At 58.8% G+C, this 22002-nt stretch carries 37 protein-coding genes and 1 riboswitch; of the genes, 28 read left to right on the top strand and 9 right to left on the bottom strand.

Features of this window, described 5'->3' with window-relative positions; genetic code table 11:
* Positions 1-6 precede the first annotated feature (6 nt).
* The 26 genes from rplB to QIT27_RS14070 all read left to right on the top strand — a co-directional run bounded on the left by rplB (position 7) and on the right by QIT27_RS14070 (position 14304).
* Complete coding sequence (gene rplB / locus QIT27_RS13945; RefSeq protein ID WP_044628832.1) at positions 7-837, top strand: 50S ribosomal protein L2; 831 nt, start codon at positions 7-9, stop codon at positions 835-837.
* Positions 838-870: 33 nt separating this feature from the next.
* Entirely contained in the window at positions 871-1146 is a 276-nt protein-coding gene (gene rpsS, locus QIT27_RS13950) for a 30S ribosomal protein S19 (RefSeq protein ID WP_009098993.1), read from the top strand.
* Between the two features lie 18 nt (positions 1147-1164).
* Positions 1165-1497: a 50S ribosomal protein L22 gene (gene rplV, locus QIT27_RS13955; protein WP_044628831.1), complete on the top strand. Its 333-nt coding sequence runs from the start codon at positions 1165-1167 to the stop codon at positions 1495-1497.
* An 11-nt stretch (positions 1498-1508) separates the two neighbouring features.
* Entirely contained in the window at positions 1509-2213 is a 705-nt protein-coding gene (gene rpsC, locus QIT27_RS13960; RefSeq protein WP_018917731.1) for a 30S ribosomal protein S3, read from the top strand.
* 15 nt (positions 2214-2228) lie between these two features.
* A complete protein-coding gene (gene rplP, locus QIT27_RS13965) occupies positions 2229-2642 on the top strand; it encodes a 50S ribosomal protein L16 (RefSeq protein WP_007112000.1) in 414 nt (137 codons plus the stop codon).
* On the top strand, positions 2642-2833 hold the full coding sequence (gene rpmC / locus QIT27_RS13970; protein ID WP_027337514.1) for a 50S ribosomal protein L29: 192 nt from the start codon (positions 2642-2644) through the stop codon (positions 2831-2833). The genes rplP and rpmC overlap by 1 nt, the downstream gene beginning before the upstream one ends.
* 1 nt (position 2834) lies before the next feature.
* Positions 2835-3095 (top strand): 30S ribosomal protein S17, encoded by a 261-nt coding sequence (gene rpsQ / locus QIT27_RS13975; protein WP_009723897.1) that lies wholly within the window; start codon positions 2835-2837, stop codon positions 3093-3095.
* Positions 3096-3145: 50 nt separating this feature from the next.
* Positions 3146-3517, top strand: coding sequence for a 50S ribosomal protein L14 (rplN, locus tag QIT27_RS13980; RefSeq protein ID WP_146803726.1), 372 nt, complete (start codon positions 3146-3148; stop codon positions 3515-3517).
* A gap of 14 nt (positions 3518-3531) precedes the next feature.
* Positions 3532-3846 (top strand): 50S ribosomal protein L24, encoded by a 315-nt coding sequence (gene rplX / locus QIT27_RS13985; protein WP_054640903.1) that lies wholly within the window; start codon positions 3532-3534, stop codon positions 3844-3846.
* Between the two features lie 18 nt (positions 3847-3864).
* Positions 3865-4404, top strand: a complete 540-nt coding sequence (gene rplE / locus QIT27_RS13990; protein WP_044628828.1) for a 50S ribosomal protein L5 — start codon at positions 3865-3867, stop codon at positions 4402-4404.
* Positions 4405-4414: 10 nt separating this feature from the next.
* Positions 4415-4720: a 30S ribosomal protein S14 gene (gene rpsN, locus QIT27_RS13995; RefSeq protein ID WP_044628827.1), complete on the top strand. Its 306-nt coding sequence runs from the start codon at positions 4415-4417 to the stop codon at positions 4718-4720.
* Between the two features lie 32 nt (positions 4721-4752).
* On the top strand, positions 4753-5145 hold the full coding sequence (gene rpsH, locus QIT27_RS14000; protein ID WP_009723892.1) for a 30S ribosomal protein S8: 393 nt from the start codon (positions 4753-4755) through the stop codon (positions 5143-5145).
* A 9-nt stretch (positions 5146-5154) separates the two neighbouring features.
* Positions 5155-5685, top strand: a complete 531-nt coding sequence (rplF, locus tag QIT27_RS14005; RefSeq protein ID WP_159340662.1) for a 50S ribosomal protein L6 — start codon at positions 5155-5157, stop codon at positions 5683-5685.
* A gap of 9 nt (positions 5686-5694) precedes the next feature.
* Positions 5695-6045 carry a 50S ribosomal protein L18 gene (gene rplR / locus QIT27_RS14010; protein WP_044628825.1) on the top strand — a complete coding sequence of 117 codons (351 nt, stop codon included), beginning with the start codon at positions 5695-5697 and terminating at the stop codon, positions 6043-6045.
* Positions 6046-6056: 11 nt separating this feature from the next.
* Complete coding sequence (gene rpsE / locus QIT27_RS14015; protein ID WP_044628824.1) at positions 6057-6557, top strand: 30S ribosomal protein S5; 501 nt, start codon at positions 6057-6059, stop codon at positions 6555-6557.
* 6 nt (positions 6558-6563) lie between these two features.
* Positions 6564-6746 carry a 50S ribosomal protein L30 gene (gene rpmD / locus QIT27_RS14020; RefSeq protein ID WP_009723888.1) on the top strand — a complete coding sequence of 61 codons (183 nt, stop codon included), beginning with the start codon at positions 6564-6566 and terminating at the stop codon, positions 6744-6746.
* 3 nt (positions 6747-6749) lie between these two features.
* Positions 6750-7184: a 50S ribosomal protein L15 gene (gene rplO, locus QIT27_RS14025; protein WP_089674586.1), complete on the top strand. Its 435-nt coding sequence runs from the start codon at positions 6750-6752 to the stop codon at positions 7182-7184.
* Positions 7185-8516, top strand: coding sequence for a preprotein translocase subunit SecY (gene secY, locus QIT27_RS14030; RefSeq protein WP_159340663.1), 1332 nt, complete (start codon positions 7185-7187; stop codon positions 8514-8516).
* A gap of 28 nt (positions 8517-8544) precedes the next feature.
* Positions 8545-8658 carry a 50S ribosomal protein L36 gene (gene rpmJ / locus QIT27_RS14035; RefSeq protein WP_009099023.1) on the top strand — a complete coding sequence of 38 codons (114 nt, stop codon included), beginning with the start codon at positions 8545-8547 and terminating at the stop codon, positions 8656-8658.
* 121 nt (positions 8659-8779) lie between these two features.
* Positions 8780-9136: a 30S ribosomal protein S13 gene (gene rpsM / locus QIT27_RS14040; RefSeq protein ID WP_159340664.1), complete on the top strand. Its 357-nt coding sequence runs from the start codon at positions 8780-8782 to the stop codon at positions 9134-9136.
* Between the two features lie 39 nt (positions 9137-9175).
* Entirely contained in the window at positions 9176-9562 is a 387-nt protein-coding gene (gene rpsK, locus QIT27_RS14045) for a 30S ribosomal protein S11 (protein ID WP_009099028.1), read from the top strand.
* A gap of 12 nt (positions 9563-9574) precedes the next feature.
* Positions 9575-10195: a 30S ribosomal protein S4 gene (gene rpsD, locus QIT27_RS14050; protein WP_058579838.1), complete on the top strand. Its 621-nt coding sequence runs from the start codon at positions 9575-9577 to the stop codon at positions 10193-10195.
* Between the two features lie 125 nt (positions 10196-10320).
* The gene (locus tag QIT27_RS14055) at positions 10321-11316 is read left to right on the top strand and encodes a DNA-directed RNA polymerase subunit alpha (protein ID WP_016915790.1); all 996 of its coding nucleotides are present in this window, start codon (positions 10321-10323) and stop codon (positions 11314-11316) included.
* 39 nt (positions 11317-11355) lie between these two features.
* The gene (rplQ, locus tag QIT27_RS14060; RefSeq protein ID WP_044628819.1) at positions 11356-11742 is read left to right on the top strand and encodes a 50S ribosomal protein L17; all 387 of its coding nucleotides are present in this window, start codon (positions 11356-11358) and stop codon (positions 11740-11742) included.
* 195 nt (positions 11743-11937) lie between these two features.
* The gene (locus QIT27_RS14065; protein WP_285264170.1) at positions 11938-13326 is read left to right on the top strand and encodes a serine hydrolase; all 1389 of its coding nucleotides are present in this window, start codon (positions 11938-11940) and stop codon (positions 13324-13326) included.
* 102 nt (positions 13327-13428) lie between these two features.
* The gene (locus QIT27_RS14070) at positions 13429-14304 is read left to right on the top strand and encodes a DMT family transporter (RefSeq protein WP_285264171.1); all 876 of its coding nucleotides are present in this window, start codon (positions 13429-13431) and stop codon (positions 14302-14304) included.
* A gap of 3 nt (positions 14305-14307) precedes the next feature.
* Here the strand turns inward: QIT27_RS14070 and QIT27_RS14075 are convergent, their stop codons facing one another.
* From QIT27_RS14075 to QIT27_RS14105, 7 genes are all read right to left on the bottom strand, one after another.
* Positions 14308-15045, bottom strand: a complete 738-nt coding sequence (locus QIT27_RS14075) for a DODA-type extradiol aromatic ring-opening family dioxygenase (RefSeq protein WP_285264172.1) — start codon at positions 15043-15045, stop codon at positions 14308-14310.
* Positions 15046-15101: 56 nt separating this feature from the next.
* Complete coding sequence (locus QIT27_RS14080) at positions 15102-15509, bottom strand: DoxX family protein (RefSeq protein ID WP_159340668.1); 408 nt, start codon at positions 15507-15509, stop codon at positions 15102-15104.
* Between the two features lie 94 nt (positions 15510-15603).
* Positions 15604-16524, bottom strand: coding sequence for a LysR family transcriptional regulator (locus QIT27_RS14085; RefSeq protein ID WP_285264173.1), 921 nt, complete (start codon positions 16522-16524; stop codon positions 15604-15606).
* Positions 16521-17135, bottom strand: coding sequence for a thiamine phosphate synthase (gene thiE, locus QIT27_RS14090; protein ID WP_285264174.1), 615 nt, complete (start codon positions 17133-17135; stop codon positions 16521-16523). The genes QIT27_RS14085 and thiE overlap by 4 nt, the downstream gene beginning before the upstream one ends.
* The gene (thiM, locus tag QIT27_RS14095; RefSeq protein WP_285264175.1) at positions 17125-17934 is read right to left on the bottom strand and encodes a hydroxyethylthiazole kinase; all 810 of its coding nucleotides are present in this window, start codon (positions 17932-17934) and stop codon (positions 17125-17127) included. Before thiM ends, thiE begins: the two co-directional genes overlap by 11 nt.
* A gap of 24 nt (positions 17935-17958) precedes the next feature.
* A riboswitch (TPP riboswitch) is annotated at positions 17959-18050 on the bottom strand.
* A 49-nt stretch (positions 18051-18099) separates the two neighbouring features.
* The gene (locus tag QIT27_RS14100; RefSeq protein ID WP_159340672.1) at positions 18100-18444 is read right to left on the bottom strand and encodes a hypothetical protein; all 345 of its coding nucleotides are present in this window, start codon (positions 18442-18444) and stop codon (positions 18100-18102) included.
* A gap of 125 nt (positions 18445-18569) precedes the next feature.
* Positions 18570-18944, bottom strand: coding sequence for a DUF2237 family protein (locus QIT27_RS14105; RefSeq protein WP_159340673.1), 375 nt, complete (start codon positions 18942-18944; stop codon positions 18570-18572).
* A gap of 206 nt (positions 18945-19150) precedes the next feature.
* On the opposite strand from QIT27_RS14105, the gene gloA reads away from it, so the two are divergent.
* Positions 19151-19684, top strand: coding sequence for a lactoylglutathione lyase (gloA, locus tag QIT27_RS14110; RefSeq protein ID WP_285264176.1), 534 nt, complete (start codon positions 19151-19153; stop codon positions 19682-19684).
* A 1-nt stretch (position 19685) separates the two neighbouring features.
* The gene (locus QIT27_RS14115) at positions 19686-20051 is read left to right on the top strand and encodes a DUF6164 family protein (RefSeq protein ID WP_159340675.1); all 366 of its coding nucleotides are present in this window, start codon (positions 19686-19688) and stop codon (positions 20049-20051) included.
* Here QIT27_RS14115 and QIT27_RS14120 read toward each other — a convergent pair.
* Entirely contained in the window at positions 20048-20722 is a 675-nt protein-coding gene (locus QIT27_RS14120; RefSeq protein ID WP_285264177.1) for a cupin domain-containing protein, read from the bottom strand. The genes QIT27_RS14115 and QIT27_RS14120 overlap by 4 nt on opposite strands.
* 147 nt (positions 20723-20869) lie before the next feature.
* Positions 20870-21979, bottom strand: a complete 1110-nt coding sequence (locus tag QIT27_RS14125; protein WP_285264178.1) for a metal ABC transporter solute-binding protein, Zn/Mn family — start codon at positions 21977-21979, stop codon at positions 20870-20872.
* Positions 21980-22002: the final 23 nt, after the last annotated feature.

A 22002-nucleotide genomic window follows, 5' to 3' on the forward strand; every position in this document is an offset into this window, starting at 1 on the left:
CGGATAATGGCAATCGTCAAGACCAAACCCACATCCGCCGGTCGTCGCCACGTCGTCAAGATCGTTGGTGAGGAACTGTACAAAGGCCGTGCTTATGCGCCGCTTTTGGAAAAACAGTCCAAGTCCGGTGGCCGTAACAACTACGGTCGCATCACCACCCGCCACGTGGGCGGTGGTCACCGTCATCACTATCGGTTGATCGACTTCAAACGCACCAAAGATGGCATCCCGGCCACCGTTGAGCGTCTGGAGCACGACCCGAACCGCAGTGCGCACATTGCACTGCTGAAGTATGCCGATGGCGAGCGTCGTTACATCATTGCACCGAAAGGTGTCAGCGCGGGTGACGTGCTGGAATCTGGTGTTAACGCGCCCATCAAGAAAGGCAATGCCTTGCCGCTGCGCAACATCCCGCTGGGTTCTACCGTTCACGGTATCGAGCTGAAGCCGGGTAAAGGCGCGCAGATTGCTCGCAGTGCCGGTACTAGCGCTCAGCTGGTTGCTCGTGAAGGTAACTACGCCACGCTACGTCTTCGCTCTGGCGAAATGCGCAAAGTGTTGGCAGAGTGCCGCGCAACGTTGGGTGAAGTGAGCAACTCCGAGCACAGCCTGCGTCAACTTGGCAAGGCCGGTGCGAAGCGCTGGAGAGGTGTGCGTCCGACTGTTCGTGGTGTCGCGATGAACCCGGTGGATCACCCGCACGGTGGTGGTGAAGGCCGCACCAGTGGTGGTCGTCACCCGGTATCCCCGTGGGGCGTACCGACTAAGGGTCACAAGACGCGTAAGAACAAGCGCACCGACAAGCTGATCGTTCGTCGTCGTAATAAGACACGTTGATCTAAATTGCCAAGACATTAAGAGGTAACGGCTGTGCCACGTTCACTAAAGAAAGGTCCCTTCATTGACCTTCATCTTTTGAAGAAGGTAGAGGCTGCAGTGGAGAAGAACGACCGTAAACCGATCAAGACTTGGTCGCGTCGTTCGATGATCCTGCCAAACATGGTAGGCCTCACAATCGCTGTCCATAACGGTCGCCAACACGTCCCGGTGCATGTTTCCGAGGAAATGGTTGGCCACAAGCTGGGCGAATTCGCTGCCACTCGCACGTATCGCGGGCATGCGGCGGACAAGAAAGCCAAACGGTAAGCCAGAGAGGATTAAGAGATGGAAGTCACAGCTAAGCTGAGTGGCGCTGCTTTATCCGCACAGAAGGCCCGTTTGGTGGCTGACCAGGTGCGCGGTAAACCGGTCGCCGAAGCGCTTGACCTGCTGACCTTCTCCCCGAAGAAGGCTGCCAAACTGGTCAAGAAAGTGCTTCAGTCCGCCATCGCGAATGCGGAAGAAAACAACGGCATGGACATCGACGAGCTGCGTGTCTCGACCATCTGCGTCGATGAGGGCATGACGCTCAAGCGTATCAAGCCGCGCGCCAAAGGCCGTGCGGATCGTATCTTGAAGCGCACCTGCCACATCACCGTCAAGGTAGCCGAGAAGTAGGAGTCGACCAGATGGGTCAGAAAGTCAATCCAACAGGCATTCGACTGGGCATCGTCAAAGACCATGCTTCTGTCTGGTATGCCGAGCGCGGCGCCTATGCCGATAAGCTCAACAACGATCTCGAAGTGCGCAGCTTCCTGGAAGAGCGTCTTAAAAACGCTTCCGTAAGCCGCATCCACATCGAGCGTCCGGCTAACAATGCCCGCATCACCATCCACACTGCCCGTCCGGGTATCGTGATTGGTAAAAAAGGTGAAGATGTCGACCGTCTGCGTCGTGATCTGACCGAGATGATGGGCGTACCGGTTCATGTGAACATCGAAGAAGTTCGCAAACCGGAGCTGGATGCCAAGCTGGTCGCTGCTAACGTAGCCGGTCAGCTTGAGCGTCGCGTGATGTTCCGTCGTGCCATGAAGCGCGCGGTACAGAACGCAATGCGTCTTGGCGCTGGCGGCATCAAGATTCAGCTGTCAGGTCGTCTGGGTGGTGCCGAAATCGCACGTACCGAATGGTACCGCGAAGGTCGCGTTCCGCTGCACACTCTGCGTGCGGACATTGACTACGCCACTTACGAAGCTCACACCACCTACGGCGTCATCGGCGTCAAAGTGTGGATCTTCAAGGGCGAAATCCTCGGCGGTATCGAGGAAGTACGTGCCAAGGCTAAGCAACAGCAGCCTGCCGGCAACGCGCCCAAGAAGAAAGGTTCCAGGTAAGGGGAGAGCGAGTCGATGTTACAGCCCAAGCGTATGAAATTCCGCAAGATGATGAAAGGCCGCAACCGTGGCCTGGCGCATCGCGGAAGCAAGATCAGCTTCGGGGAGTACGGTCTCAAAGCAACCGGTCGTGGCCGCATCACTGCGCGTCAGATCGAAGCCGGCCGTCGTGCGATCACACGTCACGTCAAACGTGGCGGTAAGATTTGGATCCGCGTATTCCCTGACAAGCCGATCTCCAAGAAGCCGCTCGAAGTTCGTATGGGTAAGGGTAAAGGTTCAGTTGAGTACTGGGTAGCCCAGATCCAGCCGGGTCGGGTCCTGTACGAAATTGAAGGTGTATCCGAAGAGCTGGCCCGTGAAGCATTTGAACTGGCCGCCCAGAAGATGCCCCTGTCCACCACCTTTGCGAAACGGACGGTGATGTGATGAAAGCCCAGGAAATTCGTGAAAAGTCCGCAGGAGAGCTCAAAGAGCAGCTCCTCGAGCTCCTCCGCGAGCAGTTTAACCTGCGCATGCAGAAGGCCACTGGCCAACTGAGCCAGACTCATCTGCTCAAGCAGGTCCGTCGGGATATCGCCCGCGTTAAGACTGTGCTCAACGAGAAGGCAGGTGATTGAGATGGCCGAAGAGAAGAAAACACGTACGCTGACCGGCAAGGTGGTCAGCGACAAGATGGATAAGTCCATCGTCGTTATGATCGAGCGTCGTGAGCGTCACCCGATCTACGGAAAATACGTTAAGCGCTCCACCAAGCTGCACGCCCATGATGAGGCGAACCAGGCAAAGGCAGGCGATACGGTTTCCATTCAGGAGTGCCGTCCGCTTTCCAAGAAGAAAGCCTGGACGCTGGTCGAGGTGGTCGAGCAGGCCAAAGGTTAACCCCTGCGTCTGTCCAACCAGTGCAGTCAGATTAGGTTTGGAGAAAACCGATGATTCAGACTCAGACAATGCTGGATGTCGCCGACAACAGCGGAGCGCGCCGGGTGCAATGCATCAAGGTGCTAGGCGGTTCACACCGTCGTTACGCCCGCGTTGGTGACGTCATTAAAGTAACGGTGAAAGAAGCGATTCCGCGCGGTAAGGTCAAAAAAGGCCAAGTGCTGAAAGCGGTAGTCGTTCGTACCCGTAGTGGCGTCCGTCGTAGTGACGGTTCGCTGATCCGTTTCGATGGAAATGCGGCAGTTTTGTTGAACAACACCAACGAACAGCCGATCGGCACGCGTATCTTCGGGCCGGTAACTCGTGAACTTCGTACTGAGAAGTTCATGAAGATCATTTCCCTAGCGCCTGAAGTGCTGTAAGGAGCGAGGCGGATATGCAAAAGATCAAACGTGACGATGAAGTCATCGTCATCGCCGGGAAGGATAAGGGCAAGCGCGGCACCGTTAAGCGGGTGTTAGACAACCGCTTCGTGGTGTCCGGTGTGAACATGATTAAACGTCACACCAAGCCCAATCCCATGGCGGGAAATCAGGGCGGTATCGTCGAGCGTGAGGCTCCGATTCACGCGTCCAACGTAGCCATCTTCAATTCGGAGACCGGTAAGGCGGATCGCGTCGGCTTCCAAGTTAAGGAAGACGGTACCAAGGTACGTATCTACAAGTCGACGCAGACGCAGATCGACGCCTAACGCGAGTCGGGTAGCAAAATGGCGAACTTGAAAGAACGTTATCAAAACGAGGTGGTGGCTCAACTCAAAGAGCAGTTCAGCTACGCCAACGTAATGCAGGTACCCCGGATCACGAAAGTGACTCTGAACATGGGTATCGGCGAAGCGGTCAGCGATAAAAAGTTGATCGACAACGCCATCGGCGACCTGGAGAAGCTCTCTGGTCAAAAGCCGCTGGTGACCAAGGCACGCAAGTCCATCGCGGGCTTCAAGGTGCGCGAAGGTTGGCCGATCGGTATCAAAGTGACACTGCGCTCTGAGCGTATGTGGGACTTCCTGGACCGCCTGGTAAACATTGCGATTCCCCGCGTGCGTGACTTCCGTGGTCTTAACCCGAAGTCTTTTGACGGTCGCGGCAATTACTCTATGGGTGTGCGTGAGCAGATCATCTTCCCGGAGATCGAGTATGATAAAATCGATCGCGTTCGGGGGCTGGACGTCACTATCACTACTACCGCCAACACCGACGAGGAAGGTCGTGCGCTGCTAGCTGCACTGAACTTCCCGTTCAAGAAATAAGGGTTGGATCATGGCTAAGAAAAGTATGGTAGAGCGTGAGCTCAAGCGTACTCAGCTAGTCGAGAAGTATGCGGCTAAGCGCGCAGAGCTCAAGAAAATCATCTCGGACGTGAACGCTTCTGAAGAAGATCGTTTCGAGGCGACGCTGAAGCTGCAGCAACTGCCGCGCGACTCAAGCCCGGTGCGTCAGCGTAACCGCTGCCGCGTGACTGGCCGTCCGCACGGTTTTTACAACAAGTTCGGTCTCGGCCGTAACAAGCTGCGTGAAGCCGCCATGCGTGGCGACGTCCCTGGTCTGAAGAAGTCCAGCTGGTAACGCCACGTAGAATCATCAGGAGCGCACATTAAATGAGCATGCAAGACACTCTGGCGGATATGTTCACCCGTATCCGCAATGCGCAGATGGCCACCAAGGAGACGGCTACCATGCCGTCCTCCAAGCTGAAAGTCGAAGTGGCCCGCGTGCTAAAGGAAGAAGGCTACATTACCGACTTTACGGTGGCTGAAGGCGTTAAACCCGAGCTGACCGTTACTCTCAAGTACTTTGAGGGTAAGCCGGTTATTGAGCACATTCAGCGGGTTTCCAAGCCGTCTCTGCGCCAGTACAAGGGCAAGGACAACCTGCCTAAGGTCGCCGATGGTCTGGGTATCGCGATTGTCACCACCTCTAATGGTGTCATGACCGATCGTGCCGCGCGCCAAGCAGGCGTCGGTGGCGAAGTCATCTGCACCGTATTCTAGGAGGCTGGAATGTCCCGCATAGCGAAATATCCGGTTAAAGTGCCTGCTGGTGTCGATATCAAAATCGACGCTGGCCAGCTGACCGCCAAAGGCGGCCAGGGCACGCTGTCTATGACCATTCACCAGGACGTGGTGATCGGTCAAGAAGATGGCCAGCTGACCTTCGCCCCGAGTGAGTCTGCCAAGAGCTGGGCAATGGCCGGTACTACCCGCGCCTTGGTTCAGAACCTGGTAACGGGCGTATCTGAGGGTTTCACAAAAACTCTCGAAATTGTTGGCGTCGGTTATCGTGCCCAAGCTAAGGGCCAGACGCTCAATCTTTCACTGGGCTTCTCGCACCCGGTCGACTACGAACTGCCTAAGGGTGTTACAGCGGAAACGCCGAAAAACACCGTGATCGTGCTGAAAAGCGCGGACAAGCAGATGCTCGGTCAGTGCGCCGCGGAAATCCGCGCCTTCCGTCCGCCTGAGCCGTACAAAGGCAAGGGTGTTCGGTACGCCGACGAGCAGGTGCGTCGCAAAGAAGCCAAGAAGAAGTAAGGCAGGGTTATGAACGCGAAGAAAGAATCTCGTCTCCGTCGTGCCCGCCGCGCTCGCGCCAAGATCCGCGAGCTGGGCGTGTATCGCCTGTGCGTCAACCGTACCCCGCGTCACATCTACGCGCAGATTATCTCGCCGGATGGTGGCAAAGTGCTAGCCAGTGCTTCTACGCTGGACAAAGCACTGCGCGAGGGTGCGACCGGCAACACAGACGCGGCCTCTAAGGTCGGTGCTCTGATTGCCGAGCGCGCTAAAGAAGCAGGCATCACCCAGGTGGCCTTCGACCGTGCTGGCTTTAAGTATCACGGTCGCGTCAAGGCTCTGGCCGACGCCGCTCGTGAAGGCGGCCTGGAATTCTAAAGGGTTTTACGATGGCGAAGAACGAACAGCAAAGCGGCGATCTGCAAGAGAAGTTAGTGCAGGTCAACCGCGTCGCCAAGGTGGTCAAAGGTGGTCGTATTTTCGGCTTCACCGCACTGACCGTCGTTGGTGATGGTAAAGGTCGTGTCGGTTTCGGTCGTGGCAAGGCGCGTGAAGTGCCGGTCGCAATCCAGAAAGCGATGGACCAAGCTCGTCGCAACATGGTCAAGGTCAACCTTGCAGGCAACACGCTGCAGTACCCGGTAAAAGCCCGTCACGGTGCTTCCAAGGTGTACATGCAGCCGGCCTCTGAAGGTACCGGTATCATCGCCGGTGGCGCCATGCGCTCTGTACTAGAGCTGGCCGGTGTCCACGATGTACTGGCCAAGTGCTACGGTTCCACCAACCCGGTTAACGTGGTACGGGCGACTGTCAAAGGTCTCTCCTCCATGCAAGCACCGGAAGACGTGGCCGCCAAGCGCGGTCTGTCTGTCGAAGCGATCACGGGGTAAGGCACCATGGCAGCAACGATCAAGGTTACCCAGATCCGCAGCACCATCGGCGTTTTGCCCAAGCACAAGGCTACTATGAAAGGCCTGGGCCTGCGTCGCATCGGTCATACGGTTGAGCTGGAAGACACCCCTGCCGTACGCGGCATGATCCACAAGGTTAACTACCTTGTGCGCGTTGAGGGAGAGTAATCCATGAAACTCAATACCCTGAGCCCGGCACCGGGCTCCAAACACGCTGAAAAGCGCGTTGGTCGTGGTATCGGTTCCGGTCTTGGTAAGACCGGTGGCCGTGGCCACAAAGGTCAGAAATCTCGCAGTGGCGGTAGCGTCAAGCCTGGTTTCGAAGGCGGTCAGATGCCGCTGCAGCGTCGTCTGCCGAAGTTCGGCTTCACATCTGCCAAGTCGCTGGTATCTGAAGAAGTCCGTCTGGCCGAGCTTGCCAAGGTAGCCGGTGACGAAGTCACCATGGAAACCCTTAAGCAAGCCAACGTGCTGAAGGATGCAACGCAACACGCGAAGATCATCCTTTCTGGCGAACTGAACAAGGCGGTTACCGTTCGTGGTATCAAGGTCACCAAAGGTGCCCGTGAAGCGATCGAAGCCGCTGGCGGCAAGGTAGAGGACTAAATGGCCAAGTCAGGAAATATGCCGGCGATGGGCAGCGGTCTGAGTGAACTGTGGGCGCGTTTGCGCTTCGTGCTCCTCGCCATCGTGGTGTACCGTATCGGTGCCCACATTCCCGTTCCCGGTATCAATCCTGACCAGCTTGCTGCCTTGTTTAGGGAGCAACAGGGCACCATCCTAGGCATGTTCAACATGTTCTCGGGTGGCGCCCTGGAGCGCATGAGCGTCCTCGCCCTGGGTATTATGCCCTATATCTCGGCGTCGATTATCATGCAGCTTATGACTGCGGTCTCCCCTCATCTTGAGCAGCTCAAGAAAGAGGGCGAGGCTGGCCGCCGCAAGATCAGCCAGTACACCCGCTACGGCACGGTGATACTGGCACTTGTCCAGGCTACCGGCATGTCCGTGGGTCTGGCTAGCCAAGGCATCGCTTACAGCGCTGACTTCAGCTTCTATTTCACTGCAATCATCACGTTTGTGTCGGGCGCGGTGTTTATGATGTGGCTAGGTGAGCAGATCACCGAGAAGGGCATTGGCAACGGTATTTCGCTGCTGATCTTCGCGGGGATCGTCGCTGGGCTGCCCAGTGCCGTGGGGCAAGCGTTCGAGCTTGCTCGCAATGAAGGGGCCTGGAATGTTCTTCCGCTGTTAGCGCTGTCAGTGCTAGGTATTGCCACCGTTGCGTTTGTGGTGTTCATCGAGCGCGGCCAACGCCGCCTCAAAGTGAACTATCCGCGACGCCAGGTCGGCAATAAGATGTATGCAGGCCAAAGCAGCTACTTGCCTTTGAAGGTGAACATGGCCGGTGTTATTCCAGCCATCTTTGCTTCCAGCATCCTCCTCTTTCCGGCTTCGATCGGTCAGTGGGTAGGAGCTGGCGAAGGAATGGAGTGGTTGCAGCGTGCATCGCAAGCGTTAGGCCCTGGCCAACCGCTTTACATCTTGCTTTTCGCGGCGGCAGTGGTATTCTTCTGCTTCTTTTACACAGCGCTGGTCTTCAACCCCAAGGATGTGGCTGACAATTTGAAAAAGTCAGGCGCCTTCCTGCCGGGCATTCGCCCCGGCGAGCAGACCGCTCGCTATATCGACAAAGTGATGACTCGTCTCACTCTGTTCGGTGCCTTGTATATCACTGCGGTTTCCCTGATGCCCCAGTTCTTGATCGTAGCGTGGAACGTTCCGTTCTTCTTTGGCGGTACGTCGCTTCTGATCGTGGTGGTGGTCATCATGGACTTCATGGCCCAGGTGCAGTCGCATCTCATGTCGCATCAATATGACTCAGTGATGAAGAAGTCCAACCTGAAAGGCTACGGTAGCGGCGGCATCACGCGCTGAGGCGCGCCGTTGCGAATTGGAGAGAACGATGAAAGTTCGAGCTTCCGTAAAGAAGATGTGCCGTAACTGCAAGATCATTCGTCGCAATGGCGCTGTTCGCGTCATTTGCATCGAACCGCGGCACAAACAGCGCCAGGGCTAAACCTGGGCTGTATTAAGCGGGTGCCGGCATACCCCTTGCCTTAGGGCTTATAAAGGGGTATGCTGTTGCGCCTTTTGTAGATGAATAAACGAGCAAGCCGCTCAAATTTCGGAGTAAGCTGATGGCCCGTATTGCAGGCGTCAATATCCCGGACAACAAGCATGCGGCGATCTCGCTGACCTATATCTTCGGGATTGGCCGTACTCGCGCTCAGCACATCTGTGCTGCTGCCGGTATCGCGCCGACTGCCAAGATCCAGGACCTGTCTAGCGACGAGCTGGATACCCTGCGTTCTGAAGTTGGTAAGTTCACCGTAGAAGGCGACCTTCGTCGTGATGTCACGCTTAACATCAAGCGTCTCATGGACTTAGGCTGCTACCGTGGTCTGCGTCATCGTCGTAGTCTTCCGCTGCGTGGTCAGCGGACCAAGACTAACGCGCGTACCCGTAAGGGCCCGCGTAAGCCGATCCGCAAATAACACGCACGTTCTGGCGTAAAGACAGGAATAGACATCAACATGGCTAACCCGCGTAGTAACCGTAAAAAGGTTAAAAAGCAGGTAGTGGACGCCGTTGCGCATATCCACGCCTCTTTTAACAACACGATCGTGACGATCACAGACCGCCAGGGCAATGCTCTCTCTTGGGCAACTGCCGGTGGTTCGGGTTTTCGTGGTTCTCGTAAGAGCACCCCGTTCGCTGCGCAAGTTGCAAGCGAACGTGCAGCGACTGCTGCAGCCGAGTATGGTGTGAAAAACGTAGACGTGCTGGTCAAAGGCCCCGGTCCCGGCCGTGAATCCGCCGTGCGCGCACTGAATGCCGCCGGCTTCCGCGTGCAAAGCATCGTAGACGCGACGCCCATTCCCCATAATGGCTGCCGTCCGCCTAAGAAACGCCGCGTTTAAGGAGACAGATTCATGGCTCGTTATATTGGACCTAAGTGCAAATTGTCTCGTCGTGAAGGCACCGACCTCTTCCTGAAGAGTGGCGTGACTCCCTTCGAGAAAAAGTGTAAATCCGAGCAAATCCCGGGTGTACACGGCCAGCGTCGTCAGCGTCTTTCCGACTACGGCTTGCAGCTTCGTGAGAAGCAGAAAGTACGCCGTATGTATGGCGTACTCGAAAAGCAGTTCCGCAACTACTACAAAGAAGCCGCTCGCCTGAAAGGTGCGACCGGTGAAGTGTTGTTGCAGCTGCTCGAATCCCGACTGGACAACGTCGTCTACCGCATGGGCTTCGGCTCGACTCGCTCTGAAGCGCGTCAGCTGGTCAGCCACAAGGCGATTTCCGTGAATGGCCGTACCGTTAACGTTGCTTCCTACCAAGTGAAGCCCGGTGACGTAGTGGCTATCCGTGAAAAGGCGAAGAACCAAGCCCGTATTCAAAACGCGTTGACCATTGCGGCCAACCGTGGCGACATCGCTTGGATCGAAATCGACGCCAAGAAGATGGAAGGCACTTTCAAGGCTCTGCCTGAACGCGGTGACCTGACTGCCGACATCAACGAAAACCTGATCGTCGAGCTGTACTCCAAGTAAGCAGTTTGATTTACGTTTCTGCTTCTTGAGGCCTGGGCGGGATAGCAAAGCTAACCGCCCAGATGCTCTTGAGTATTGTGCTTTAGAGTACTCAGTATCCGTTTGGCAGCCTGAAAGGTGTTCATATGCAGCGTTCAGTGACAGAGTTTCTTCGTCCTCGCGACATCAAGGTCGAAGAAATCAGCGCACATCATGCCAAAATCGTCCTCGAACCGTTCGAGCGCGGCTTTGGTCACACCCTGGGGAATGCACTTCGTCGCATTCTGCTTTCATCCATGCCCGGCGCAGCCGTGGTAGAGGCTGAAATTGCCGGTGTAGAGCACGAATACAGTGCGCTCGAAGGGGTGCAGGAAGATGTCATCGAAATCCTCCTGAACTTGAAAGATGTTGCGATCAAGATGCACAGCCGCGATGAGGCGGTGCTCTCGCTGAACAAGCAGGGCCCAGCCGTCGTCACCGCTGGCGACATTGCGCTTGATCATAGCGTCGAAATCGTCAACCCGGACCACGTCATTGCACACGTCAATGAAGGTGCCGAGCTGAAAATTCAGCTTAAGGTCGCGCTGGGTCGTGGTTACGAACCGGCTGACGCTCGTGGCTCTGATGAAGAGACCCGTGCTATTGGCCGCCTGCAGCTGGATGCCACCTTCAGCCCTGTTCGCCGCGTTTCCTACTCGGTCGAAGCCGCTCGTGTCGAGCAGCGTACCGACCTCGATAAGCTGATTATCGATCTGGAAACTGACGGTACCCTGGATCCGGAAGAGGCTATCCGTCGCAGTGCGACCATTCTGCAAGAGCAGCTGGCCGCCTTCGTCGACCTGGAAGCTGACAAAGAGCAGGAAGTCGAAGAGGAAGAGGATCACGTTGATCCGATCCTATTGCGCCCCGTAGACGATCTTGAGTTGACCGTACGCAGCGCGAACTGCCTAAAAGCCGAGAATATTTACTACATCGGTGATCTGATTCAGCGCACAGAAGTGGAGCTGTTGAAGACCCCGAACCTCGGTAAGAAGTCTTTGAATGAAATCAAAGACGTATTGGCAGCGCGTGGCTTGTCTCTCGGTATGCGGTTGGAAAATTGGCCACCCGCTAGCCTGAAGGACGACAAGGCCTCCGCGTGAGTGTCGACTCGAGTCCCAGTTTGGTAAGGAATCACAACCATGCGTCATCGTAAGAGTGGTCGTCATCTGAATCGTACCAGCTCGCACCGTCAGGCCATGTTCAAGAACATGTCTGTCTCGCTGGTCGAACATGAAGTCATCAAGACAACCCTGCCTAAGGCCAAGGAACTGCGTCGCGTCATCGAGCCGCTGATCACCCTGGCCAAGCAGGACAGCGTTGCAAACCGCCGTTTGGCGTTTGCCCGCACGCGCTCCAAAGAAGCCGTCGGCAAACTGTTCAACGAGCTGGGTCCGCGTTACGCAGAGCGTCCGGGTGGTTACATCCGTATTCTCAAGTGCGGTTACCGCACAGGCGACAACGCGCCCATGGCATACGTTGAGCTCGTAGACCGTCCGGTTGCCGAAGAAGAAGCCGTCGCTGAGTAAGCGCTGCTCCTTCTGATAGGCACAATGAAAACCGACCTCAAGGGGTCGGTTTTTTTATGCGCGTATGGTGCTGCGCTGGATTATCGTATGAATACACCGAGGGAAGATCAATTTATCGACAAGGCATGCTAGGCTAATGCAGCGGTCGTGAGAGCGGCCGAGCGTCGGTGCGTGATCAATCAGCGAGAGGTCGGTATGGCAACAACTCGGGGAGTAGGCTCTGCGGTGTGGGTGGCGAATTGGCTGTGGGTGGCACTGCTCTTGATGCTGCTCGGCAGTGCCGCTGCCCAGGCGAACCCTCGCTATGCAGGCATCGTGGTGGACCTGGAAAACGGTGAAGTACTGTATGCCGAGAATGCCGATGAACCTCGCTATCCAGCCTCGCTGACCAAGATGATGACGCTCTATCTCACATTCGAAGCGCTGGAAAACGGCACGTTGAGCCTCGATCAGCCGCTGCCCGTGTCTGCGCAGGCAGCGGCCATGCCGGCGACCAAGCTGTGGCTCTCGGCGGGAAGTTCTATTCCGGTGGATACGGCGATTCGCGCCCTGGCCGTCCGCTCGGCCAACGATGTTGCCGTCGTCGTCGCCGAAGCCTTGGGAGGGAGCGAGCAGCGCTTTGCCAATCTAATGACCGTGAAAGCTCGCGAGCTGGGCATGAACGCCACCACCTTTCGAAACGCCTCTGGTTTGCCCGATGACCAGCAGATGACGACCGCGCGCGACATGCTGACGCTTTCGGTACGGGTGATGCAGGATTTTCCGCAGTACTACCACTATTTTGGACTGCAGGAGTTTACCTATCGCGGCACACGGCACACCAGCCATAATCGTCTCGTGCGCGACTACCCCGGTGCCGATGGGTTGAAAACCGGGTTTATCCGAGCCTCGGGATTCAACGTGGCGACGACCGCCGTGCACGACGGTCGACGCATGGTCGCCGTCGTCATGGGGGGATTTAGCTCCTCCTCCCGCGATACGCACATGGCCGATCTGTTGGATCGCAGCTTTATGCGGGCATCGCTCAGGGATCAGCGCACGTGGTTGGCCAGTACTCGCTTTTCCAGTGAATTCATGGGTTTCACCGGATCCGCTCAGCCGTTGAGACAGCCAGCGCCGACGCGTCCCATGACGCAGCCGATGGTGGCCAGCGTCTCGGCGACGTCACTATCCCCCACGCCGCCCGCTGCGCGCAGCACGCCTGCACAAACGGTCGAGGCCCAGCTCGTCGAAGCAGAGGCGGCCCGTGGGGATGCTCCTGCCTCTCCAGATCCGCTACAGGCATTCATCGAGCGAGAGCGGGTCTTGGCTGACGCCTCGCCGGGCGCGCAATCAGCCTCGGCGGGATGGGGCATTCAGGTGGGCGCGTTCAGCCAAGCCGCGCAGGCAGAGCAGCTGGCCCGCCAGGCCGTGCAGCGCCTGCCGAACAGCGTGGGGGGGCGTGTCGCCATTGACCCGCTTCAGGGGGCAACCACGGTATTTCGAGCACGTGTCGTTTCGTTGAACGAGTCCCAGGCACGACAAGCGTGTCAAACGCTCCAGGCGCAGGGGATGGACTGCATGGTGGTCAACGCGAGTCTTTGAAAGCATGACATAGCTGCCCCGCCAATCGCAGGTTGGCGGGGCTTTTTTATGCAGTGCTACCGGTGCTGTGAAGACAATAATAATCGTCGTAGGAGGTGACGGATGACACCCTCGCTAAAAGGCATTTTATGCATGTGTTTAGGCGTGCTGTTTTTGGCCCTGGGTGATGCAGTGTCCAAATGGTTGGGCGTCGTGCACTCCCCGCTACAGATCATCTTTTTCCGCACCTTGGTATCGCTGCCGTTGATTGCTCTACTGGCTCATTTTAGTGGCGGATTGCGCAAGCTGCGTACCCGGCGTCCAGGCGTGCATCTGCTGCGGGGGGTGATTTACACCGCCACGATGGTCTGTTTCGTATGGGGCCTGACCCTGCTGCCGTTGGCCGAGGCCACGGCGATTGCCTTCGTAGCGCCGCTGTTCGTGACGCTACTCTCCGTACCGCTGCTGGGTGAGCGTATCGACCCGCCGGTGCTGGTGGCGTCGCTTTTAGGCTTTGTGGGGGTGCTGATCGTCGTGCGTCCCGGCGGCGATGCGTTTCAACTGGGCGCGATGATCGTTCTCGCAGCGGCGGTGTTCTATGCTCTGATGATGGTGACGGCGCGACGTTATGGTGCCAACGAGCATCTGTGGGCGATGGTGTTCTATATGACCATGGTGCCGCTGGCAGTCACCGCGGTGAGCCTGCCGTGGGTATGGCAAACGCCACAGCCATGGCATTGGCTCGGATTTTTGGTATCGGGCGTGTTGGGAGTGGGGGCGACGGCGTTTATTACCTTGGCTTTTCGCTATGCGCCTGCCGCCATTGCCGCGCCCTTTGATTACACCGCCATGCTGTGGGCGGTGCTGTTGGGCTGGTGGTTCTGGGGAGAATTGCCGGACCTTTGGGTCTGGGTAGGCAGTGCGCTGATTATGCTAAGCGGTTTGGCCATTGCTTATCATGACCGACGCACCACCTTGAAACGCCGCCCCACGGCGTAGACGTTAGGCAAACTGATAGGCATCCATCGCTAGCACGCCGTGCTCGACGCTATGGTGTCGTTGTGTTGCGCGGCCGCCCGCCCCCATCGCCACCAACAGCGGCTGAAAGTGCTCCGGTGTGGGGTGATTGCGCTGGGCATCGGGCGCGTTTTGCCAGTGGACGAGCGCGTCGCGATCATCCTCTCGCAGCCGTGCATGCACCCACTCGGCGAAACGGTCGACCCAGGTCGGCACCTGTCTACCTTGAGGCTGTAGCTCGTAGAGGTTATGGGTCAAGCTGCCCGAACCGATCACCAGTATCCCTTCTTGGCGCAGCGGCGCTAGCTGTTCACCTAACGTTAGCAACGCCTCAGCTCCCCAGCGGCTGGGTAGTGAGAGCGATACCACTGGTACGTCGGCGTCAGGATACATCAGTGACAGCGGCACCCAGGCCCCATGATCCAGACCGCGCTCCACCTCTGTGGCCCCTAGTTGCTCGGCCAGTCGGCTTGCCAAGGCGGGGTCACCGGGCGCTGGGTACTGCACGGCAAACAGCGCGTCGGGAAAACCGCCAAAATCATGGAGGGTCGCAGGCGCGGCGCTGCGGCTGACCTGTAGGTGGTCCGTCTCCCAATGTGCAGAGACCACCAAAACGGCTTTGGGGCGAAGGTGGCGGCCCAGTGCCCGTAAGAAGTGATGGGCAGGGGTGGGGGTGAGGGCCAGCATGGGAGAGCCGTGGGAGATGAAGAGACTCGGTAACATGGAACGCACTCCAGTCGATTGGCCTGCCGAGACGAGGGGCTCGGCAGGCCATTGGATCATGCCAGTCGGCGGCTGATGACGAGGCTACCGCTGCCTAGGCCTGCCTGTACCAGGAGAGCCACGGCCCAGAACACTGGGAACTCCCAGCCGCCGCCGGGGTTGGAGAATACCCAGCCGTTACCCAGGTGTACCCAGGCGGCGCCGAGCAGCACCGGCACTAGCGCAAGGCTCACCCAGCGGGTGTATAGGCCCAGTACCAAAGCCAGGCCGCCGCCGACTTCGGCCGCAATGGTCAAGTAAGCCATGAAACCGGGCAGGCCGAGCGATTCGAAGTAGCCCACCGTGCCAGGAAGCGTAAACACGAACACTTTCATTAAGCCGTGGGCCAGGGCCATCACGCCCAGGCTAATGCGCAGTAAGGCGGTGGCATGGAGGGTTGCAGCAGGGGTCGTTAAGGTTGTCATAGCTCTCTCTCTCGCTGTGTGTGTGCATCACCGTGGATGCGATGAGACAACTGTACGTCAGCAGAGCGAGATGATAATCCCGCCGATTGGCACTTCACTGTTGCGAAATGCGCGACAATCCTAGTCCCTGTTCCCATACCGGTGGGTCTCCCCAGGCATCGGCCAACTGGTCGATGAAGCGCGTCACCTTGGCGGGCAGAAAGCGCCGCGCGGGGTAGATGGCGTGTATGTCTAGGTAGGTCGGCGGAAGGTCTAACAGAAGCGGCACCAAGTGCCCCCGTTGGATGCTCTCATGAATCAGAAAGCTGGGCTGCTGGGCAATGCCTAACCCCGCTTCGGCGGCATACGTCAGCATGTCGCCATTATTGCTCTCTAGTGGCCCCGTGACGCTGACGTGCTGCTGATTGAAGCGCCAGTCGCCGCTGTTCTGCCCGCTGCGATAGCGCAGGCAGTGGTGCTGGGTCAGATCCTCGATGCGCTGAGGGGTGCCATGCTGTGCCAAGTAGCCGGGGGACGCGCACAGCACCAGCTGGCAGCGGGTCAGACGCTTGGCGATCAGGCTGGAATCCGGCAGGCTGCCGATGCGAATCGCGACATCGTAGCCCTCTTCCAGCAAATCCACGCGACGGTCGTTCAGGTCCAAGCGTACGTCTAACGCCGGGTGTGCCTGCATGAAGTGCGCTACCTGTGGGGCAAGGTAGCGGGTACCAAAACTCATCGGACCATTGATGCGCAGGCGTCCACTGACGGTGCTGGTGCCGCTACCGACATCGGCAGCGGCCTCGTCCAAGGCCAGCAGAATGGCTTGAGCGCGAGCCAGATAGCGCTCTCCGGCATCGGTGAGATGCAGCCGCCGAGTCGTTCGCTGAATCAAGCGAGCGCCCAGCGTCTCCTCCAGCGCCATGACCTGCCGCGAGACGCGTGTGCGTGAGAGGTCCAAGGCCTCGGCGGCACGGGTGTAGTTGCCGAGCTCGGCCACTTTGACGAAGGCGGCGAGCTGATCGAGCTGGCTCATGGGGCGCGAAACGCCAGCGCCGCCTGATAAGGGTCAGGCTGGCCGCAGATGGCGGAAATCACCGCTAAACCGTTGGCACCGGCGGCCCTGACTTGGGCGGCGTGCTGCGCCTTCAAGCCGCCGATCGCCACGTTGGGCAGCGGGCAGGCGCGGACGAGTTCGGCCAAACCATCGAAGCCTATCGGCTGAGCGTGATCCTGCTTGCTGGCGGTGGCGAAAATGGGGCCTAGCCCGACATAGTCCAACAGCGCGATGGGCGCGTTACGAAGCTGCGCGACGGTGTTGATCGACAGCCCCAAAATGGCGTGCGGTCCCAGCACCTCACGCGCCTCTTGTACGGCGGTATCGCTTTGCCCCACGTGCAGGCCATCGGCGCCGCTGGCGATGGCCACGGCTAGCCGGTCGTTGATGATCAGCGGCACGCTGGTGCCCTCCAGCAGCGCTTTGAGCCGCTTGGCTTGGGCGACCATCGCCGCGTCGCTGGCGTGTTTGTCGCGCAGCTGTACCACGGTGACACCGCCTTTGACGGCGGCCTCCACCGTCGCCTCAAGGCCAGCGTCCGCGCACAGGATGGCATCGGTGACTAGATAGAGCGAGAGATCACACTGCATGGAGCGCCTCCACCTGGCTGAGCGACGAGAGATCATCCGGGGTGAGCTGGTACAGAGCATCCAAGAGGGCAACCTGAAAGCTGCCCGGCCCATCGGCCCGTTGGCCAGCACGATGCCCGGCGATGCTAAAGCACGCCAGGGCGGCCAGCGTTGCCGTCAGCGGGTGCTCGCGGTTAGCGGCGACGAACCCGGCCACCAGCGCACTCAATCCACAGCCCAGCGTCGTGACACGGGGCATCAACGGGTGGCCCCCGGTCAGCCGGAAATGGTGGGTACCGTCGGTCAAAAAGTCGGTCTCGCCGGTCATGGCGACGATGCAGTGCTGCCGTTGCGCGAGCGATATGGCTGCGTGAGCGGCGTCATCGGTGGATGCCGTTGCATCGACTCCGCGTCCTTGGCTTGCCAAGCCGGTGAGCGCCATCACTTCAGAGGCATTGGCGCGAATGACGCTGGGCCAGTGGGGCAGCAGCGCCTGGCACACCTGCTGGCGAAAGGCGGTTGCCCCGACCGCCACTGGGTCTAGCACCCACGGCGTTTGGCTTGCGTTGGCCGTGCGAGCCGCCAGCTGCATCGATTCGGCCCAGGGCGTAGAGAGCGTGCCGATATTGATAGAAAGCGCACCTGCCAGCGCGGTAAATTCGGCGACCTCTTCGGGGGCGTGCAGCATCGCGGGCGATGCCCCCGTGGCCAGCAGCAGGTTGGCCGTGCTGTTCATGGCCACGTAATTGGTCATGCAGTGGACGAGCGGCGTGGTTTCGCGCAGAGCGGCGAGCATATCGCCAAGCGGGGGGTAGGCCATAGTATCCTCCCGGCCAGGGAGGTGGTGAGAGGCACCACGACTCCCTACGCCGGCGTTATCCGGTTCAGGTTCGAAGGGTGCTTCTCAGCCGCTGGGCGGCGCCCCTGTCGTTGGTGGCTACTATCCTAGCCTTGGACGGAGCTGTAAAGCCCCGCCGGAAGAGACTTAACGAAACGCGATGCGCGTGCCGTAGGTAAGCATTTCATCAGGGGTGATGGCACGGCCCGACACGCCAATCATCTCATCGCCGCACTGGTCGGCGAAAGTCAGCACGCCGTGGGTCAGACCGAGCTGGCCCAGGGTGTCACGGATTTCACCGGTTCCCAAAAAGGTACTGACGCGGCCTTCGGCGTCGCTCAGGTCCGATACACCGTTGGCATGGTGAAAGCGCACCTTGTAGATACCGTCCATGGACTCGACTTCGACAATGGGGGAAAAGCCGTTTTGAATCGCATGGCTCAGCTGCTTCAGAGTCAGGCGATCGCCAAGGGTCATATCGATGGCTGTCATGACGCTCTCCTATCTGACGCCATTCGCAGGGCATCACGGTTGAATTTGTAAAACTGTCGAGATAGAAGTGTAGAAGGTCTGCATCGTTTTTCCAGGCGCATTCGATCAGAGCGCGTGCCGAGAGGTCAGTGCACGGCATCCAGCGCGTGTTGCTGAAGTTTGGTCAGAGGGATGATCTCTAGCGTGCGCTCGTTCGTGCCCGAGAGAATCACCGGTGGTGCAAGCCCCACTTGGGCTGCTTCGGCCCAGCGGTGGGCGCACAGGCACCAGCGGTCGCCGGGCTTCAAGCCGGGAAAGCCGAAGGCCGGGCGCGGGGTCACTAGGTCGTTACCTTGAGCCTTGGAGAAAGCCAGAAACTCCTCGGTCACCATGGCGCACACCGAATGGATGCCGACATCGTCAGGCCCAACGCGACAAAAACCGTCGCGGTAGAAGCCGGTTTTTGGGGCATGGCAGCAGGGCGTGAGCGGCTCACCCAGTACGTTTCGATCACGGGACATAGAGACTCCTTCGGGCCGGGCTGGAATTCCTAGCGCCTTGCCCTCATAACTAGACATTAAACGCGCCATCGCACGTTATGACCGATGCGCTGGAGCGATGGTCAAATGGCGGGCGCTTAGCAGCCTAAGCCTTGTACAAAGTACTACGTTCGTCAAAGAATTTGCACCGTATCCACGAAAGCGTCACCCCCCATAAGGAGAGTCTCATGTCGTATCAAGGTGAACAGCATCCAGGCGTTGCCCCAGCCGCCCCGCAAACACAGGGTTTTCGCTTGAACCACACCATGCTGCGGGTCAAAGACCCCAAGCGCGCGCTGGCGTTCTACTCCAAGGTGTTTGGAATGCAGGTACTGCGGCGCTTGGACTTCGAGGAGATGCAGTTCTCGCTCTACTTCCTGGCTAACGTAGAGGCCGGTGATAGCGTGCCGGAAGAGACCCAAGCGCGGACCGCGTGGACCTTTAGTCAGAAAGGTCTATTGGAGCTGACCCACAACTGGGGTACCGAAAACGAGCAGGACTTTGCCTACCATGACGGCAATGCAGAGCCGCAGGGCTTCGGGCATATCTGTTTTAGCGTACCGGATTTGGAAGCCGCGCAGGCGTGGTTCGATGAGCATGACGTGACCTTCGTCAAGCGCGCCGACCAGGGCAAGATGAAGGACGTAATCTTCGTCAAAGACGCCGACGGCTACTGGATCGAAGTGATTCAAGCAGACCGTATGGCCGCCATGGGCGATTGATATGGCGCATCTGCTGTTTCGGTTGCGTCACGTGACCGACGAAGAGGCCATGGAGGTTCGCCAGCTGCTGGAGGCGCATGGCTTCGATGTGTACGAAACCCAGGCGGGCTTTTTTCGCCTGGGAGTCGATGCCATTTGGCTGCGCAACCCTGCCCAGCGAGACGATGCCGAAACGGTGCTGGCGCACTATCAGGCCGAGCGGCAAGCAAAGGCGCGCAAAGCGCATGAAAACGCGTTGGCCCGCGATGAGGCGCCGACGTTGTGGCGACGTTTCGTGGCGCACCCGCTGCAGGTCACGCTAGTGATCGTTGCGGTGCTCATGATCGCTCTGCTCACCCTGCTGCCGTTTATTGGGCTAGCTCGCTAGTCGTCAGAAGCGTCAGACAGATGCCCGCGCTTGACGTACATCATTACCCCGGCCTGGCCTGCGCGAAGCCGTGGCGCAGCCCCCGGCGGGTAGCGGCACCAGCTACCTTCCGGGTACTCGGTGTCCGCATCGCACAGCGACCCTTCCAGCACGAACAGCTCTAATCCGCCCGGTAGGGCAGGATAGTCGGTGACGATGTCACGCTCCCAGCGCTCCAGGCTGATACGCTCGCTTTGATAGGTATGCAGCATTTTGTACGTGATGCCGGGCCGACGATCAGGCTGCCAGGGCAAACGGTGGGCGGGAATGGCGAGTTGGAGCAGGTCGTTCTCATCGAACTGGTGGAGCTTCACGAGAATCAGCGCGCCCTCATCGCCAATGTGGGGCGTATGGCCCGTGCCGATGGGGTTGCGCAGGTAGCTGCCCGCCGGGTAGCGGCCATGTTCGTCGGCAAACACGCCCTCGAGCACGAGAATCTCTTCACCGCCGCCGTGGGTGTGGCGGCTGAACTGACTATTGGGCGCATAGCGTACCAGGCTCGTGGCGCGGGCCACCTCATCGCCAATGCGGTCCAGCATCATTCGTTCTACGCCTGCGCTGGGCGAGGCGACCCAGCGATACTGCTCCGGCGTGACACAGGCAAAGTGGCTAAAGTCGGCGTTTAGGCGCATGGTAGTGGCTCTTTGCAGGGGTTTAAACAACGTTAGCGGCGCATGGTGGAGCCAGTCTCCCCATCCTCACGACAAAATGCAACGCAAAAAAATACCGCCTGGCGCAGGCGGTATTCGATTCTTTACGGCACGTCTTTACGACATGGCTCAGTGATCATGACCATGATCGTCGTGGTCGTGGTCGTGGTCGTGGTCGTCATCGTCATGACCAGGATCATTATGGCCCGGCGCTGCCAGAGCATCGTGGAGCACCTGGGCGTTGTGGCGCATCATGCCCAGGTAGGTGTTGGCATCGCCTTCACTGGCCAGCGCATCCGCGTACAGCGTGCCGGCGATGGGAAGGCCAGTCTCTTCTGCCAACTGCGTAATGATTGCCTGGTTGGTCATGTTCTCGTGAAACAGCGCCTGTACGTTCTCTTGCTCGATCACATCGATCAGGGCGGCCATGCTGGCACCGCTGGGATCCGCTTCGGTCGAAAGGCCGACCGGCGAGAGGAAATTTACGCCGTAGGCGCTGGAGAAGTAGCCAAACGAATCGTGCCCGGTGATCACGCTGGCCGACGCAGGAATCTCGCTGAGCAGCTCACGAATCTCGGCATCAACGCTATCCAGCTCTGCCAGGTAGCGCTCGGCATTGGCTTGGTAGCTCTGCGCGTTGGCACCATCGGCCTCGATCAGGCCATCACGAATATTGGTGACGTAGACCCTCGCCTGCTGCAGATCTTGCCATGCATGAGGGTCGTCATCGCCATGGGCGTGCTCGCTGTGATCGTCCTCTGCATGCTCGTCGTGATGCGCGTCATCACCATGCTTGTCATGATGCGCCTCATGAGCGTGCGCGTCGTGGTCGTGTTCATCGTGCGCTTCATGATCGTCGTGGTCACCATGCCCGTGCTCGTCATGCGCTGCGAACGCACGTGGGGCGATGCCATCCGTCGCCGTCACCAGCGCCCCGCGGTAGTCGCTGGAGTCGATCAGTCGCTCCATCCAGCCTTCGAACAGCAGGCCATTGAAAACCACCAAATCGGCGCCGGCCAGCGCGCGGGCATCACCAGGGCTCGGGGAGTAAACGTGGGCATCGCCATTCGGGCCGACCAGGGAGCTGACGTCCACATGCTCTCCACCGACGTTCTCGACCATATCCGCCAAGATGGAGAAACTGGTGACGACCTGAACCCGCTCGTTCGCCATGGCCGCGGGCAGTGCCAACATGGCCGAGACGCCGACTAACCAGCGCGATGAAGAGATAAGCGACATAACATGCTCCTGATGATGAAATA

The organism is Halomonas sp. LC1, assembly GCF_030247125.1.
Lineage (GTDB): Bacteria > Pseudomonadota > Gammaproteobacteria > Pseudomonadales > Halomonadaceae > Vreelandella.